At 63.7% G+C, this 17,234-nt stretch carries 11 protein-coding genes; all 11 read left to right on the top strand.

The window, feature by feature from the left end; translation table 11 throughout:
• Positions 1-11: 11 nt before the first annotated feature.
• The 11 genes from tssH (at position 12) to OTERR_RS14625 (ending at position 17,186) form a co-directional block, all read left to right on the top strand.
• Positions 12-2,651 carry a type VI secretion system ATPase TssH gene (tssH, locus tag OTERR_RS14575; protein WP_149426202.1) on the top strand — a complete coding sequence of 880 codons (2,640 nt, stop codon included), beginning with the start codon at positions 12-14 and terminating at the stop codon, positions 2,649-2,651.
• A 15-nt stretch (positions 2,652-2,666) separates the two neighbouring features.
• The gene (locus tag OTERR_RS14580) at positions 2,667-5,354 is read left to right on the top strand and encodes a type VI secretion system Vgr family protein (RefSeq protein WP_149426203.1); all 2,688 of its coding nucleotides are present in this window, start codon (positions 2,667-2,669) and stop codon (positions 5,352-5,354) included.
• A 3-nt stretch (positions 5,355-5,357) separates the two neighbouring features.
• Positions 5,358-7,430 (top strand): DUF2169 family type VI secretion system accessory protein, encoded by a 2,073-nt coding sequence (locus OTERR_RS14585; protein WP_149426204.1) that lies wholly within the window; start codon positions 5,358-5,360, stop codon positions 7,428-7,430.
• A gap of 14 nt (positions 7,431-7,444) precedes the next feature.
• Positions 7,445-8,440: a pentapeptide repeat-containing protein gene (locus OTERR_RS14590; RefSeq protein ID WP_187775255.1), complete on the top strand. Its 996-nt coding sequence runs from the start codon at positions 7,445-7,447 to the stop codon at positions 8,438-8,440.
• 14 nt (positions 8,441-8,454) lie between these two features.
• A complete protein-coding gene (locus OTERR_RS14595; RefSeq protein ID WP_187775256.1) occupies positions 8,455-9,129 on the top strand; it encodes a DUF3540 domain-containing protein in 675 nt (224 codons plus the stop codon).
• A 12-nt stretch (positions 9,130-9,141) separates the two neighbouring features.
• Positions 9,142-9,537, top strand: a complete 396-nt coding sequence (locus OTERR_RS14600; protein WP_149426207.1) for a DUF4150 domain-containing protein — start codon at positions 9,142-9,144, stop codon at positions 9,535-9,537.
• Between the two features lie 23 nt (positions 9,538-9,560).
• Complete coding sequence (locus OTERR_RS14605; RefSeq protein WP_149426208.1) at positions 9,561-10,349, top strand: hypothetical protein; 789 nt, start codon at positions 9,561-9,563, stop codon at positions 10,347-10,349.
• Positions 10,350-10,587: 238 nt separating this feature from the next.
• On the top strand, positions 10,588-11,292 hold the full coding sequence (locus OTERR_RS14610; RefSeq protein WP_187775257.1) for a type VI secretion lipoprotein TssJ: 705 nt from the start codon (positions 10,588-10,590) through the stop codon (positions 11,290-11,292).
• 9 nt (positions 11,293-11,301) lie between these two features.
• Complete coding sequence (gene tssK / locus OTERR_RS14615; protein ID WP_149426210.1) at positions 11,302-12,690, top strand: type VI secretion system baseplate subunit TssK; 1,389 nt, start codon at positions 11,302-11,304, stop codon at positions 12,688-12,690.
• 3 nt (positions 12,691-12,693) lie between these two features.
• Complete coding sequence (locus tag OTERR_RS14620; protein WP_149426211.1) at positions 12,694-13,386, top strand: DotU family type IV/VI secretion system protein; 693 nt, start codon at positions 12,694-12,696, stop codon at positions 13,384-13,386.
• Positions 13,383-17,186 carry a type VI secretion protein IcmF/TssM N-terminal domain-containing protein gene (locus tag OTERR_RS14625; RefSeq protein WP_149426212.1) on the top strand — a complete coding sequence of 1,268 codons (3,804 nt, stop codon included), beginning with the start codon at positions 13,383-13,385 and terminating at the stop codon, positions 17,184-17,186. The genes OTERR_RS14620 and OTERR_RS14625 overlap by 4 nt, the downstream gene beginning before the upstream one ends.
• Positions 17,187-17,234 lie beyond the last annotated feature (48 nt).

Below are 17,234 nucleotides of genomic sequence, written 5' to 3' on the forward strand. Positions count from 1 at the left end.
GAATCTTCAAGATGCTGCTGGTTGAACTCAAACCCCTGGTGGGGCGGCTCAACGCCTGGACCAAACAGGCCCTGGAAGATGGTATCGGGCTGTGCGTCAGCCGAACTCATTACGAAATCACGGTGGAACACCTGCTGGCCAAACTGCTGGTCGATCCTCAAGCCGATATTGCCTTGCTGCTGCGCCAGCAGGACGTGGAGGCGGCCCGGGTGAAACGGAACATCGACCGGGCCATTGACAACATGAGGTCTGGGAATACCGGGCAACCGGCCTTTTCACCTCTCTTACTTGAGCTGTTACAGGATGCCTGGCTGATTGCCTCGGTTAACCTGGGGCAACCCCACATCCGCTCCGGCGCCATTCTCTTGGCCTTCCTCGCCCGGGCCAGCTATTACGCCACAGGCGACTACGCCGAGCCCCTCCGCGCCCTCAGCCGGGATGCCCTGATGCGGACGTTCGCCCAGACCTGTTCAGGCTCCCTGGAAAACGCGGCCGGCAGCGGCGATACCGGCTCCTCCCGGGGGGACGCCGCCCCGACCGGTGACGGCAGCGCCATTGCCCGCTTCTGCGAAAACTTCACGGAAAAGGCCCGCACCGGGAAAATCGACCCGGTTTTCGGCCGTGATCCGGAAATTCGCATGATGGTCGATATCCTGGCTCGCCGCCGCAAGAACAACCCCCTCTGCGTGGGCGATCCCGGCGTTGGCAAAACAGCGGTGGTGGAAGGGCTGGCCCTGCGAATCGTCAATGGCGACGTGCCCCAATCCCTGCAGGACGTCACCCTTCTCGGCCTGGACATGGGGCTGTTGCAAGCCGGCGCCAGCGTCAAAGGCGAATTCGAGAATCGCCTCAAGAACGTCATCAGCGAAATCAAGGCCTCGGCCAAGCCCATCATCCTCTTCATCGACGAGGCCCATACCCTCATCGGTGCTGGCGGCCAGGCTGGTACGGCGGATGCGGCCAACCTGCTGAAGCCGGCGCTGGCGCGGGGGGAGCTGCGCACCATCGCCGCCACCACCTGGGCCGAGTACAAAAAATACTTCGAAAAGGATGCCGCCCTGGCCCGCCGCTTCCAGCTGGTCAAGCTGGACGAGCCGGACCTGCCGACAGCAACCCTGATCCTCCGCGGCCTGAAAGAAAAGTACGAGGACGTGCATGGGGTGGTGGTGCGGGATGACGCCATCGTCGCTGCGGCCGAACTTTCCAGCCGCTACATTACCGGTCGCCAGTTGCCCGACAAGGCGGTGGACCTGCTGGACACCGCCTGCGCCCGCATCAAGGTGCTGCAAAGCGCCAAACCGGCGCCCCTGGAAGATCTGGAGCGCCAGATTGCCGCCCTGGAACGGGAAAAGCGCAGCCTGCTGCGGGACCAGGACAACCAGCAGCCGGTGGATGGGGAACGCCTGGCCGCCATCGATGCCCGGCTGGCAACCCTGCCCGCGGCAGCAGAACAACTGCGCCAGAGCTGGGCCGTCCAGCAGGCGGCCGCCCAGGAACTGCTGGCGGCACGCACGGCACGCCATGAAGCCAAGGCCGCCGGCGCTGCCACGGAAGAACTGGAGGACCTGGCCGCCCGCATCGAAGCGGCCGCCAGCGCCTTCCGCCAGGCCCAGGGCGACCAGCCCCTGGTACGGGTGGATGTGGACCCGGACGTGGTGGCCCAGATCATTTCCGACTGGACCGGCATCCCCGTCGGCAAGATGCTGCGGGATCAGGCGGAAAGCGTCATGCGCATGGAAGAAACCCTCTGCGCCCGCATCCACGGCCAGGATCACGCTATGCGCCAGGTCTCTCAAACTCTCAAGAGCGCCTGCTCAGGCCTCAAGGACCCGCAGCAACCCATGGGCGTCTTCCTCCTGGCAGGTCCCTCCGGCGTCGGCAAGACGGAAACCGCCCTGTCGGTGGCCGACCTCCTCTTTGGCGACGAGAAATCCACCGTGGTCATCAACATGAGCGAGTTCCAGGAGAAGCACAACGTCAGCCGCCTCATCGGCTCCCCTCCCGGCTATGTGGGCTATGGCGAGGGGGGCGTGCTCACCGAGGCGGTGCGCCAGCGCCCCTATTCGGTGGTCCTGCTGGACGAGGTGGAGAAGGCCCATCTGGACGTGCTCAACCTCTTCTACCAGGTCTTCGACAAGGGCGTCCTGTCGGACGGTGAAGGCCAGGAGATCGACTTCTCCAACACGGTGATTTTCCTCACCTCCAATCTGGCCACCGACGTCATCACCGCCATGACCAGCGACGGCGAGCGGCCCGATGCCGACACCCTGCTGGAGGCGGTACGGCCGATCCTCTCCCAACATTTCAAGCCGGCCCTGCTGGCACGCATGACGGTCATTCCCTATTACACCCTCGGGCAGGAGGCCCTGGCCGGTATCGTGCGCCGCAAGCTGGACAAGATCGGCCAGCGCCTGCATCACAACAACCAGATGGCCTTCGCCTACGACGAGGCCGTGGTGGAGCAGATCGCCGCCCGCTGCACCGAGGTGGAAACCGGGGCCCGCAATATCGACTTCATTCTCGGCGGCAACATCATGCCGCGCCTTTCCGAAACACTCCTCGAGCAGATGAGCCGCGGCGAGGCAGCGGGCCAGGTCTGGCTGGAAGTCGGCCCGGAGGGGGAATTCGCGGTGCGCTACGAGTCGGTCTAAGGCAGGAAGCAGCCGATGACCTCTCTAGCCAAGCACCTGGCAACGAACAAGCGCTTTGACTTTAGCTGCAGCGCTTGCGAGAAGGACAAGTTCGACGTCATCGTCATGGACGGTTACGAGGCCATCTCGCGCCCTTTCCGCTTCACCCTGACCCTGGTTTCCGACGATGGGGCCATCGACTTCGATGCCATGCTGCAGGCCACCGCCACCTTGCGCATCTATCCGCCAGACGGGGGCGACGCCACCTCCTATCACGGCGTGGTGGCTGCCTTCGAGCAACTGCACCAGGCCGGTGGCTATACCTTCTATCAGGCTGTGCTGGTTCCCCGGCTGTGGCGCCTGTCCCTATCCCGCATTTCCGAGGTGTATCTCAACGAGCAGACCATCCCGCAAATCATCACCGGCCTGCTCAGGGAACATCACCTGAGCAGTGCCGACGTGGAATGGAGGCTGACCGGAGCGTACCGGGCCCGCAGCTTCGTCTGCCAATACCAGGAAACACCCCTCGATTTCATTTCCCGCTGGCTGGAGAAGGAAGGCATGGCCTATTTCTTCGACCATTCCGGTAGTAGCGACAAGCTGGTCATTGTGGATGACAAGCGGATGCACCCCGCCCAGGCACTGAAGGTCCAGTACCGGCCGGTGGATACCCTGGACACCGGCAGCAGCGACGATTCGCTACAGAGCTTCATCTGCCGCCAGCAGCCTCTGCCGCAAACGGTCGTACTGCAGGAATACAACCACCGCAAAGCCAGCCTCGCACTCAAGTTCAGTGCCACCGTGGCCCCCCAGGGCTTCGGCGAAGTCATGCTCTACGGCGAAAATTTCCGCGACGAAGCCGAAGGCCAACGTTATGCCCGCCTGCGGGCCGAGGAGATCCGCTGCGGCGGCACCACTTTCTCCGGCGAGGGCACGGCCACCGGGCTGCGCAGCGGCTATTACATGGACCTGGCCCACCATTACCGGGATGATTTCAACGGCCGCTATCTGGTCACGGAGGTGACTCACAGTGGCACCCAGGCCGGCGCCCTGCTCAACGGCATGCACCACCCCTATGGGGAGACCGAACACGGCACAGCCTATCGGGTCACGTTGACCGCCATTCCGGCCGATACCCAGTTCCGCCCCGCCCGCCTGACCCCCAAGCCGCGCATTGCCGGCACCATGACGGCCAGCATCGATGCGGAAGGCAGCGGTGGCTACGCCGACCTGGATGAATTCGGTCAGTACAAGGTCCAGCTCCCCTTCGACCGCAGCGACAAGGCCGCCGACAAGGGGTCGGCCCGCATCCGCATGGCCTCCCCTTACGCGGGTCATGACTACGGCCTGCATTTCCCCCTGCGCAAGAAGGCAGAAGTCCTCCTCGCCTTCGCCGATGGCGATCCGGATCAGCCGGTCATCATGGCGGCGGTCCCCAACTCGGAGAATCCTGGCCCGGTCAATAACCAGAATCCGAGCCAGAACCGGCTCGGCACCGCCGGGGGCAACCACTTCTATCTCGACGACGCCACCGACAAGACCTGCATCTGGCTGCGCTCGCCCTACCAGAACACCCAACTGGGCCTCGGCGCCACGGCCACCCAGGAAGCCAAGCCAGGCCTCTGGAGCAGCACCGCGGGCAGCGCCACCAGCATTACGGGAGGTGAGAGCCGCTCCGTATTCAAGGGCCCCTGGACCACCGTCAACCTGGCCATGCGCAGCACCCTGTCCACCGCCGCGGCCCTGGGCATGGGCCTGGGTAGCACTGTCAGCTACCGGGCCAGCACCGATCTAGCCTGGACCAAAGGCCGCCGCCTGACCATTGACGAAGGGGAGTCCCTGGCCCTGCACGGGTCCGGCCGGGTACAGGCCGAAGATAGCCTGACGCTCTCGGGAGGTCAGCGGCCCTCGGTAAAGTCTGCGGTGGACCAGATCAAGGCCCAGGCCAGGACCCAACTGGAACGTAACATCACGGCCAACCAGACCGCCGCCACCGAGGCCGCCAGCGCCATCATTCCCGCTCCCCAGCCCCCCCAAAGCCCGGCGCCCCTATGGCAGGCAGGCAGCAACGGCGTCAGCAAGGCTCACGGCCTGCTCGCCAATCTCTCGGCAGAAGCGGCCCACCAGGCCCTGGAAACCGCGGCCCAGGGCATTGCCGACACGGTACGGCAAGCCCGGGCCTATGCCAGCAATATCCAGGTCAATGGTCAGGGCATCCAGCTGACAGTGGATCAGCTGCAACCGGAAGGCGACAGCGCTGTCGCCATTCAGGCAACAGCTGTCCGCATCCACAGCCAGACCCAGGTGCCGCCGCAGACCTCGGCCATCGACCTTTCCCCAACCGCCATCCAGCTGGCCGCCAAGCAGGCAGGCCCCGAGTCCAGTTCCCTCCAGCTTTCCGGCAACCAGGCCGAACTGGCCACCGCCAACCCTAATGGCAGCCTTGTGTTCCACCACCCCCTGGGAGGCCAGGCCACCCTGGCCCAGGACGGTTGGGTACTCTGCTCCGGCGCTGCCCAACTGGCCGTGGAAAAGGGTCAGGGGGGCACCCTGAAGATGGGCAAGGCGGGGGTGTATGTCACCCCCAACCAGGTCCTGGCCGAATACGGTAAAACCAGCCTGAGCCTTACCCCCACCGAAGCCCGGCTGGAACTGGCGGCGTCCGGTCTGACGGTATCCCCCGGGGGCCTGACCCTAAACGGTTCCCTGATCCGGCTGGGCTGACCCATGCAAATTCAGCGCCCCGATTCCCTGGCTGTGCTCTATCGCACCTTTCATTGGGCCCAGGGCTACACCCTCTCCATCGGCATGCTGGCCTGCTTTCCCTTCGGTGCAAGCCAGCCGGAGGAACTGCGTCCGGAAGGGGAATTATGGGCCGCCGTCGCCGCGGCCCTGGGGGAAAACGCCGTGCTGGACGAGGGCTACCCCAAACCGGCCGCAGAATTCAAACTCTACGGGACGGCCTGGGCCCCCGGCGGCCAGCCGGTCACCGAGTTGGGCGTTCGGGTCCGGGTCGGGCCCCTGTCCAAGCAGTTGGTCATCAGCGGCGAGCGCCATTTCAATGCCGCCGGCCTGATCACCGGCCCAGCCCCCTTCACGCACCTGCCCATCACGCCGGAAAACGCCTTCGGCGGCCCGGACTGCCAGGCCAACCCCGTCGGCCAGGGACAGGCCCCCCTCGCCGCCGGACCCTGGCCCCTGCCCCAGGTGGAAACGCCCTTCGGGCGTCTGGCCAATCGCGGCGACCGCGTGGAACCGGCCGGCTTCTGGGGCTTGCCGGTGGCCGCCCCGCAACGCCTGCGCCACCTGGGGGCCTGCGATCAGGCCTGGCTGCAACAGCGCTGGCCCCATCTCCCCCAGGACACCGACCCCGCCTATTTCATGACTGCGCCACACGACCAGCGGCTGGCAAGCTATTTCCAGGGCGGGGAGGCGCTGGAAATGCAGCACCTGCACCCCCAACAACCGCAGCTCTCATGCCGCCTGCCGGTCCTGCGCGCCCGCTGCATCCTGCGGCGGCGCCTGGCCGACGGGACGGACACCTGGACCGACCTGGACACCCGGGCGGAAACCCTGTGGCTGCTTCCCGAACAGGAGTGCGGCATCATCCTGCATCGGGCCCATCTCCCCACGGCCGACGAGCAGGCCTCCGACATCCTGGCGCTCCTGGCCGATTGGGAATCCCTGGAGGCTCCCCCCCGGCCCCTGGCTCACTACACCGTTCCATGGACCAGCCCGGAGCATGAGGCAGCCCCCGCCGATACGACGGCCCACCTGCCCACTCCACGCCGGGAGCCTTACCAGCCCCAACTCAGCCGCGACGCGGTGCTCGAACGCCATGGCCAGGGACAGAGCCTTTCCGGGCTGGATCTTTCCGGGCTGGACCTTTCCGGCTTGAGCCTGACCGGCGCCGATTTTTCGGGCTGTCTGCTGGCCGGGGCCACCTTTGCTGGCTGTCGTCTGACGACTGCGTGCTTCGATGGTGCCTTGTTGCTACAGGCGGATTTCAGCACGGCCGACCTTTCCCACGCCAGCCTGGCCAACGTCAGCGCCGGTGAAAGCCGCTTTGCCCAGGCCCAGTTGCAGGATGCCCAGCTGCAGGGCGGCGATTTCACCAGCGCCGATTTCAGCGGTGCCGATTTGCGCAGCGCCACCCTGAATAACGCGCTGTTCCATGGCGCCCGCATGACCGGCGTGCGCGCCGCCGGCTGCACCGCCCAGGAATGCAGCTTTGCCGATGCCGACCTCAGCGACGCCGACTTCCGGCAAGCCAGACTGCAAGGGGCCCAGTTCCACAGCGGCAGGCTAGAGGCTGCGGATTTCACTGCGGCTGACTGCAAGGGAGCGGAGTTCTACGCGGTCACCGCCCCCCGTAGTCGATTCACTCAGGCCAACCTGCACGACAGCCGGGCCGATGATGCCAGCAACTTCAGCGGAGCCGACTTCACCAACGCCCAGTTGCCCCGGGCCCACTGGTCAGGAGCCCAGCTTTCCGACAGCACCTGGCAGGGCGCCATCCTGGACGACACCGACTTCAGCGCCGTCCAGGCCCAACGGGCCGACCTGCGCCGGGCCTCTGCCAAGGGGATGAGGCTGAGCGGTGCCAATCTGGCGGAGGCCGACCTGAGCGGCATCAACCTGTTTCAGGGCTCCCTGCGACAAAGCTGCCTGGAGCGGACCTGGCTGCGCCAGGCCAATCTCTACGGGGTGGATTTCGAGGGCACCCAACCCACCATCGCCCAGTTGGAAGGTGCCAACATCGACCAAACCGTATTGGCTTTCCGGCCGCCCCAGGTATGAAGGAGTCCATCCCCATGAATGCGGAACACGCTTGGCAAACCCTGCAGGACAGCGGATGGTTGCAAGACGTGGACATCTCCGGCGTGGACTGGTCCGGGCGCGATCTGGCCGGCTGCCGGCTCCATCATGTCCGTCTGGACCGCGCCTGCCTGAGCGGCGCCGTGCTGGACGGTGCCGACCTCCAGGGGGTCAGCCTGCAACAGGCGCGACTGGACGGCGTCCAGGCCCGGGGCTGCCGGCTGCTGGAAGTGGACTTGCGCCAGGCCGACTTGCGGGACTCCCAGTGGTCATCCGCCGCCTTCAGCCGCTGCCTTGGCGAGCAGGCGAACTTTGGCCGTGCCCACCTGGAGCGTGCCGACATGGACGCCTGCCACCTTAACGGCGCGGATTTCACCCAGGCCAATCTGACCCGCTGGACGGCCCTGGCGTGCGGCCTGGCGGGCGCCATTTTCAGCGCCACCTGTCTCCGCCAGGCCTACCTACGGGAAGCCGGACTGGAAGGACAGCGATTTCCTGGCTGCGATCTGACCATGGCCCTGTTCGACCGGGCCCGGCTGATCGGGGCGGACTTTTCCCACGCTCTCCTGGACCGCACCAGTTTCCTCGGCGCCCAGTTGCAGGAGGCCTGCCTACGGGGCGTCCGGGGCCGCTACACCACCTTGATCGGCGCCCGCCTGGCCCAGGCGGACCTGACCGAGGCGCGCTTCGAGATGGCCGATGCCAGTGACGCCGATTTCAGTGGCGCCCGGGCTCCCCGCGTGCAATGGCGCCAATCCGCCTTGTTGCGGAGCCAATGGCAGGACGCCGACCTGAGCGAGGCGGAACTCCTTCACTGCGACCTGGCCCATGCCGATCTTTCCCGGGCCAACTGCCGTGCTGCGGATTTCAGCGGCAGCAACCTTCATGCCCTGCGGCAAGCGGATACCCACTGGGACAGCGCTCGCCTGACCCACACCCGCCCCACCGACCCGTCCCTGGCCCGGGCCGAGGCCTGGCAACCCCTTCCCTGACCCCAGAAGCGCCCATGCCAACTCCATTACACGCCCTGCCCCAAGCCGGTGCCGATCCGGCCATCCGGCTCACCTACGCCACCATCTCGGGACGAGCCGACACTTGGTTTTTCCTCCGTTCCGCTGCTGGCGACGCCGACCGGGCCCTGCGTGCCGAAAGCTGCCTCCTCGAACCCCAGTGCGGCGACATGGTGCTCATCAGCCAGGATTCGACCCCCGGGAGCAAGCGCCCCCCCTACATCCTGGCCATCCTCAGCCGCACCGCGCCGACCCAGGGCACCCTGACCCTGCCGGGCGGCGTACGCCTGGAAAGCAACCGGGGACAACTGCGCACGGTGGCCGAGCACACCATTCTGGAGGCCCGTCAGCACCTCACCGTCAGCGCCCCCGGACTCACCCTGAGCGGCGGCCAGGGAGATATCCGCTTTGAACGGCTACAGGCCGAAGCCGGCACGGTGGAAGCCCGCCTGGGCACACTCCAGCTCCTGGCCCAGCAGGTGCAGAGCAGCGTCGGGCGCCTGGTGCAAAAGGCCCGGGATTGCTGCCGCTGGATAGAGAACCTGGACGAAACCCGGGCCGGCCGCGTACGCCTCCAGGTGCAAGAACGCTTCGATCTGCGCGCCCGCCACGCCGCGGTGCTGGCCCAGGGCCAGGTGAAGATCGACGGCGACAAAATCGATCTGGGCTAGGAGGCGCATCCCATGTTTGCCGTTACCAAACAAGCCGGGCAGTGCCTGGCCATGCCGGACGTCTGCAAGACACCGGCTCCGCCGGGACCGCCTATTCCCCTGCCCTATCCCAACATCGCCATGCCCATGCTGGGCAACCCGGCCACCTTGAAGGTGCTCATCTGTGGCATGCCAGCCCTGCACCAAAGTTCCAAGATCACCCTGAGCAGTGGCGACGAGGCCGGCATGGCCGGTGGCGTGGTCTCGGGCAAGGTGATGGGCCCCGCCGAATTCATCACCGGCAGCCTGAAGGTGAAGCTGGAAGGGCATCCCGCCGTCCGCCTCGGGGATAGCACTCGGCAAAACGATGGCAACGCAGTGGGCGCCGTGCTGGCCCCCAGTCAGTCCGTGGTCATGGTGATGGGCTGAGCTCGCAAAAGGACAGGAAAACGATGAAAAACATCTGGATCAGCGCCCTCGGCTCACGGGACCAAAGTGTCCCCCGGGTGGCAGCGGCCAAAGCCGCCCTGCACGCCTATGGCCTGGGGGCTGCCGGTCATTTCTGGAACGACGCCAATGACAAGCTGGCCTGGCGGGCGGCCTTGGAAGCGCTCCAGGAGGCTCGTTCCGACCTCTGGCTGATTCTTGCCGACGGCGAGGCGATGGCCCGGCCCGCCATCCGTTATGGCCTTTCGCTGCTGGCGGCGTCCCTGCGCCATCTCCGCGGCCATGCCTTCCCCATCGTCCTGCTTTGGCCCGGGCAGGTGCCTGCCGAGGAAGAACGGCCGTCCCTGTTGCGTGCCGCCTCCGAACTGAATGGAAGCAATGGAGCGTGGCCTGCCCAGGTGGTGGCCAAGGCGCATCGAGGCACTCCGGCACCGGCACCCGACTACCGCCTCAACATCCTCGGGGATGAACGGCTGGGCCAGTGGTTCGAAATCGGTCCCCGGGAAGGGGAATGGTCGGGTGCCATATTCGCGATCGCCGGCCCGGACGCCGCTATCGACTTCCATGCCGTCGGCCCCACGGGAGGGCTGCCCCAAAAAACGGTACTGGAGTTTGCCCAGCAGGGATTGCGACTGACCGCTGGCGAACGGAACTTTACGGCCTGGGCAGTGCGTAACCGGCTCGACACCGATACGTCCTATTACGTCCGCGTCACGGGGTGCCCGGAGGCCATCCTGTTCCTGCCCTATGCAGACGACGACACGGCCGAAACCACGATCGTGGCGTTGGCATGAAATACCGCCCCTCCTCCTGCGTCAGGGCCCCATCGCCCGAACCGGCCAACGCCGCCATCTGGGAGCGCAAATCAATGGCGCCAAACCGGCGGGTCTCCACGAAATACGGACGATCGCTGTGAGCAACGCATTTTTATACCCAAGGCATGCGGCTGCGCCAGCAAGGCTGGCTAGTCCATCGCCTTCCCCAAGGTGCTTGGTGGGTTGCCCCCCGCGTCCAACCCTGAAGAAGCCGCCCTTGTCTTGTCTGATCCCCCTTCTGGGTTGCCTCGTGGCGGCCAGCCTGACCGGATGCACTGCGGCCAATTCAGCCCTGGGCGGCAACACCCGGAAGAGCGCCATCGCCGAAGCGCGTTGGCAGTACGCCAAGGATGCGCTCGTGCTCGAACTAGCCGCCGATACCCGGCTCAATGAATACGACGATGAGGCACACACATTGTTGCTAGGGGTTTATCAAATGGCAGACCCCGCGCAGTTCTACAAACTCATGGCCAATCCGGAGGCCCTCGCCAAGACTCTGGAAAATGGCAACGCAGGAAATGGCTTCGTGGACTTTTCCCGCCATGTGATCGGGCCAGGCCAGCATACGGTGCTGAGCCTAGATCGCGCCCAGGATGCCCGATTCGTCGGTATCAGCGCGGGCTACTACCACATCACCCCCACAAGAATTACCCGCCTCTTTCCAATTCCTCTCCAGGTAGACAGCACCGGCTGGCTTGGCAGGACTTATACAGCCGCTCCCTCTGTCTTGAGACTACGCCTGCAGTTGGGGGCTGAGGGGATCATCGGCGCCGAGCGCCTCCAACCGGTCCCGGGAGATGTCGCGGGGAGCACGTCCACTTCTCTATCTCCTGATCGTGATGGCAATGAGATCAGCCTCTCCCCCGAAGCGCTGGAAGCGGACATCCACATGGTCAATATGGCCAAAACCATAGGCAACTAGGAAATCGCCATGAATCACTCTCAAGCCATCTACTGGCATCAAGGCATGTTCCTGCAACCCCAGCATTTCCAGCAGGCTGAGCAACACCAACGTTTCCAGCTCAGCCCCCTCCTTGAATCGGGTCTTCCTCATTTCTGGGGAGTGGGCCGCCTGGATCTGCCCCCCTCGGCCCTGGCGAACCGTACCGTTGAGATTCGCAACGCCCAACTGGTCTTTCCCGATGGCACCTACATCGACTACCCGGGCAATGCCGTCATCAAACCCCGCACCTTGAATGCCAACGGAATCGAAGGGAACAAACCCAATACCGTCTATCTGGGCCTGAAAAAGCTGCTACCCCGGGAAATTAACGTCACCGAGGCGGCCAGTCTCCAGGAGGCTGGCGACGCCTCCACGCGCTTTGCTTCCCTCGCCAATCCCCAGGAGACGGCTGACCTGTACGCCGAAGGCCCCACGGCCCAAGTACGAACCCTGCTGCATGTCGTCCGTATTTTCTTCGAGCACGAAATCGAACATGTCGAGCAGTACGACCTCATCCCTATCGCCCGCTTGGTAAGGGATGGGGAGGCCATGGTCCTCTCGCCTAGCTTCATTCCTCCCTGCTACACGCTCGCCGGTGCTGAGCCCCTAAGCGCCATGATCCGGGACATCCGCGACGAGTTGGCCGGCCGGGCCCGCCAGCTGCAGGAATACAAAAGCCCCCGGGAAATGCAGAAGGCCGAATTCGATTCCTCCTACCTGGTGTTCCTGCTGGCCCTGCGCTCCCTCAATCGCATCACGCCCTACTTGTTCCACCTGACGGAAACCCGCCAGGCCCACCCCTGGCAAGTCTATGGCACCCTGCGCCAGCTGGTGGGAGAGCTGAGTTCCTTCTCCGAACGTTTCGACATGCTGGGCGAGGCGGAAGACGGCACGCCCGGCCTGCCCCCCTACGATCATGGGGACCTGGGCAAATGCTTCGGCCGTGTGCGTAGCCTGATCAGTCATCTGCTCAACGAAATCACGGTGGGTCCGGAGTTCCTCGCCATTCTGACTTACCAGGATGGCTGCTACCGCAGCACCCTGCCCCGAGATTTCTTCGGGCAGCGCAACCGCTTCTATCTGGTTGTCCGCACCGAGGCGGATCCTCTGCGGGTGGTGGAGGCACTGCAAAGCGAGGCGCGTCTGGCCGCCGAGGATGAGTTGCCTCAACTTATCGCCCACGCGCTCCCTGGCCTGGAGTTGATCCACATGCCGTTGGCGCCCCAGGGCCTGCCCCGACGAGCATCTTCCTATTACTTCCGCATCGAACAGCAAAGCCGGCAGTGGGAGGCGGTCGAACGGGATGGCAGCATCGCCCTGTATTGGCTTGACGCACCAGATGATCTGAAGGCGGAAATTGTGGTCCTCGGGAGATAAGCCATGAGCCTTTTCGCTACCTCCCTGGCGGACGCCTTCATGCCGCTCATCGCCTATCTGCGCCAGTTTCAGCAGGCACCTGCCAACGACACGCCTCAACTGGCCGCCAACGTGGACCGCCTCATCGCCGATGCCCGCCGCACCGCGCATGACCTTGGATTTACCGAGGCCGACATAGACAGCGCTCTATTCGCCGTGGTGGCTTGGGCCGACGAGGCGCTGCTGGCCGCCCCCTGGGGTGGCGCCGCCGAATGGCCAAGGCATCTGCTGCAAAAGCGCTACTTCAACATCACCAACGCCGGCGTCGACTTCTTCACCCGCCTGGAGGCACTGACGCCGCAGCAACTGCCGGTACGCGAGGTTTACACACTGTGCCTCAGTCTTGGGTTTGCGGGTCGCTATGGCTACGAACGTAACCTCAAGGCACGGGAAGAAATCCAGCGTGCCAGTATGAAACTCCTGCTGCAGGACGGCGAAGGGCTCCCGGCAGCGGTAGACGAGCATCTGTTTCCAGACGGCTATGGTCTCAACCTGCCGCCGCCTCGGCCCGAGCCCGCCAGCAGGCTGCGCTGGCGTTTCACCTCCCTGTCCTTCCAGGCGTTCATTGCCCCCCTGGTAGGGCTGGCGCTGCTGTACCTCCTCTATCACGTCACGATCTGGCAGATGGTCGATACGCTGCTGCCCCAAATCAAATGAAAAAAATCGGACTCTTTTTGCTGTGGTTACTGGCAATGCTCCTTCTGGCTGCCGTCAGTTGGGGCGTGGCGCTATATCTAGACTGGCCACAGTGGACAGCGGTGGCGATTTTTCTCGCCTTCCTCGGCAGTTATTTCCTGATCAAAGCCCTGCGCCGCATCCTCGTGGTCATGCGCTCGCGCAGCAAAATGGCTCAGCCATCAGAGGCGAGCCGGGCCAGCATGGCCAAAATCGCCTCCCCCGAAGCCCTGCTGGTCAAGAAGTGGAAAGCCGCTGTGGCCACATTGCGCCATTCCAGCTTGAAACGCCTGGGCAACCCCCTTTATGTCCTGCCTTGGTACATGGTGATCGGCCGTAGCGGCACCGGCAAAACATCGGCGCTGACCCGAGCCCGCCTCGCCTCGCCGATCCAGAAAGTCAGCCAGCAAACCAAGGTGGAACAAACCCTGAATTGTGATTGGTGGTTTTTCGACCGTTCCATCGTCCTGGACTGCGCCGGCCGCTACGTGGGGTCGGAAGACCGGGAAGCAGACAAACGGGAGTGGGAGTTGAACCTCGATCTGCTGGCCAAGTACCGCGCCAAGGAAGGACTGAACGGCCTGGTACTGGCGATCGGCGCCGACCGTCTTCTGGCCCCCGAACGCGACCTTCTGGATGACGAAGGCCGCGTGATACGCGAACGCATCGAGCAGTTGATTCGCCTGTTTGGCAAGCGCTTCCCCATCTACCTTCTGATCACAAAGTGCGACCAGTTGTACGGCATGGAATGCTGGTCCCGGCAATTGCCGGAGCATCTTCTCGGCCAGGCCATGGGCTACCTGGCGGAGGACCATGAAGGAGAGCAAAAAGAAAGCGTTTTTCTCGATGCGGCCTTCGCCAGCATCGGCGAGCGCCTGCGCAAGCTGCGCCTTGCCCTGGTGGCCCGAGACGCCGATGCGCCACCGGAGTTGCTGCTGCTTCCCAACGAGATAGAGCGCCTACGCCCGTCTCTGGAAGCCTTCCTCCGCACCTGCCTGGGTAACGATCCCTACCTGGAGTCCCCCTTCCTGCGCGGGCTGTTTTTTAGCAGCGCGCAACAACAAGGGGGCGTCACCTCTGCGCTCCTGGGGAACTTGCTGCCACCCACTCCGGCCCACGGAGAGCAAAGTACCGGGCTCTTCCTGCATGATTTCTTCGGCCGCATCCTCCCCCAGGATCGTCACATTTCCCGTCCCGCCGCCCTAGTGAACCACTGGTACCGGATCACCCAGAATCTGGGGTTGGTTGGCTGGCTGCTGTTCACCGCAGCAGTCGGCACCCTGATGACCGTTTCCTTCTTCAGCAATCTGGAAACCCTATACGCCATCAGCAACCGCTACCCTTTCAACAGCACCTTCACCGGCCGCCTGGAAGACGATGTGGTGACGCTGGACAGCATCAGTGACAGCCTGATCCGGATCGAGCGCAACAACACCCACTGGAAAGCCCACTGGATGGTCGTCATGACCAACATGGACGATCTGGAAGAAAAGCTGAAGCAAAACTTTGTCGGTAAATACCGCCGCTTCATCCAAAACGAGAAGGACGACGATCTCGGCCAAGACCTTGATCACATACGCCTGGATGCTCCAGACACCCAACGGGCGCAGCAGGCGATCAACCTGGTACGCCACATCAACCTACTTCGCGCCAGGATGAACGGTGCCAAGCGCGATCAGTTGGCCATCCTGCCCCAAGCCGGCCACGTACAGCGCTATACACCGGAGCTGTATCAACGCTTCAATGCCCTCTATCTTTCACACTTGGCATGGAGCGATGCCCGCGACCCCTATCTACAGCGCATGCTGGGTCGGGAGCGGGAGATGTTCAGCACTATCGCCGATGGAATCACCCCGCCCTTCACTTGGCTAGTCGCGTTAGTCGACCGAAATGCCCCCCTCGGAGGGGTCTCTCCTAGCCTGTTCTGGAAGAACACGGGCAATTCCAAGGCCACGGCAGAGCTGCCGTTCACCACTGTGGCACCAGCCTTCACGGCAGCAGGTCAGCAGGCCATCGATGGCTTTTTGACCGAACTGGAAACCAGCGCCGACAATGGCGCCCGCTTCGTCGGTGAGCGCACAGCCTTTGAAGCCTGGTACAACGAACAGCGCCTGCAGGCCTGGCAACGCTTTGTCGTCGATTTCCCGTCGGCAGAAAAGATACTGCATGGGGAGGTGGCATGGCGGGCCGCCCTAGGGAGTATCACCGGCCCCCAGAGCCCCTACTACCGCCTGATCGACCGCTTGAACGAGGAATTCAAAGCAGTGCCGGAGCAGGCATTGCCCGATTGGTTGCGCTTCGCACGCGAATTTGCCCGCCTGCGTGAACAAGCTCGCGCAACGGCGGCAGGCAGCCAGGCGATGCAGCTTGTCGGCGCCATCAATAACAACGGTGGGAAAGCCCTCAAGCAGGTGGTCGCCGGGCAAGTGCAGGAAGGTAGCCAGTCCATTGGCCTTAGCCTGGATGCCAGCGACACCCTGCGCCATTTCCTCAAAGGCATCGATACCGCTGCGGCGGAATCGGCTGCGGGGCCTGCCCAAGCGTATCAGCTAGCGGCCGAGTTCCATGGCTTTTCCCGAGACGCCGGGGTCAAATCGTCCAAGCTTCAGGCTATCGCCGATTCCCTGCGAAAACTCAAACAACAACTCAATCACAACAGCGCCGACAGTGAGTCGATCTGGCAGTTGATCGAGGGGCCCTTCCGCTTTGTCTTGTCCTATACGCAGTTACAGGCTTCCTGCAGCCTGCAGCAGGCATGGGAATCCAAGGTGCAATGGCCATTGCAAACCGCGACCACCATGACAGATGTGGTCGATCAGCTTTACGGCCAGTCCGGCTCGGTATGGGCCTTTGCCGACGGCCCGGCCAAGCCCTTCTTGGCGCGGGACGCCAATCGCTTCCATATCGTCGAAACCCTCGGTTTTTCCGTCCCTTTCACCGGCGACTTCCTGCCCATGCTCAACGGCGCTGCCGGCAAACGGGTGGAGCAACTGGTAGCGCAGCAAAAAATGGAAATCACCAAGCGTCAGGAGGAAATACAGGCGCAGAAGGAGCAGTTACAGGCGCAGCAAAATGCGGCCGAAGCCGACCATATGCTGACAGACATCAAGCAAAAGAAGGAGGCCTTGAAGGCGCAAACCCTGCAGCTGAGAATCACAGGTCAGCCCACCAGCGTAACCCCGAACGCCAGGGCCAAGCCATTCGCCACCGTACTCACCCTGCAATGTAACGGCGGCAGCCGTACCTTGAATAACTTCAACTTCCCCAGCAGCGAGAACTTCGCGTGGTCCATCGGCAATTGCGGCGATATCAACCTGCAAATCAAGGTGGATGATCTGGTGCTGGCCAAGAAATACCCTGGGCCACTGGGGCTAGTGCGGTTCCTCCAGGATTTCCGCGATGGGCACCGGCAGTTCAACGCTGACGAGTTTCCTGGCGCCACGGCCAAGTTGGCAGCCCTGGGCATCCGCCAAATCGGCCTCTACTATCAATTTGAGGGTCAGGAAAACCTGCTCAAGCTAGCGCAGCAGTTAGAGCAATTGGAAACCAAAGAGCGGGAAGCCAATGCACTTAAGCAGAAGGCGCTAGAGACCCAAAACGCCAAGGGCCAGTACTTGGTGGAAGTAAAATTGGCGGGGGCGCCGGAAACGCCGATGAAAGTATCGCTGCCGGAACGGATCGGCGTCTGCTGGGATGAACGCAGCACACCCCACAAACCCCAGACCATGGAAACCTTCTTTAAGGAGCAGGTCGGGGAGAAACTGCGCGAAGCTGGGGCCTAATATTGGAAGGCGGAATCGGTGCCAGAACGGCACCGATTCCGCCTATGG

The organism is Oryzomicrobium terrae, assembly GCF_008274805.1.
GTDB lineage: Bacteria > Pseudomonadota > Gammaproteobacteria > Burkholderiales > Rhodocyclaceae > Oryzomicrobium > Oryzomicrobium terrae.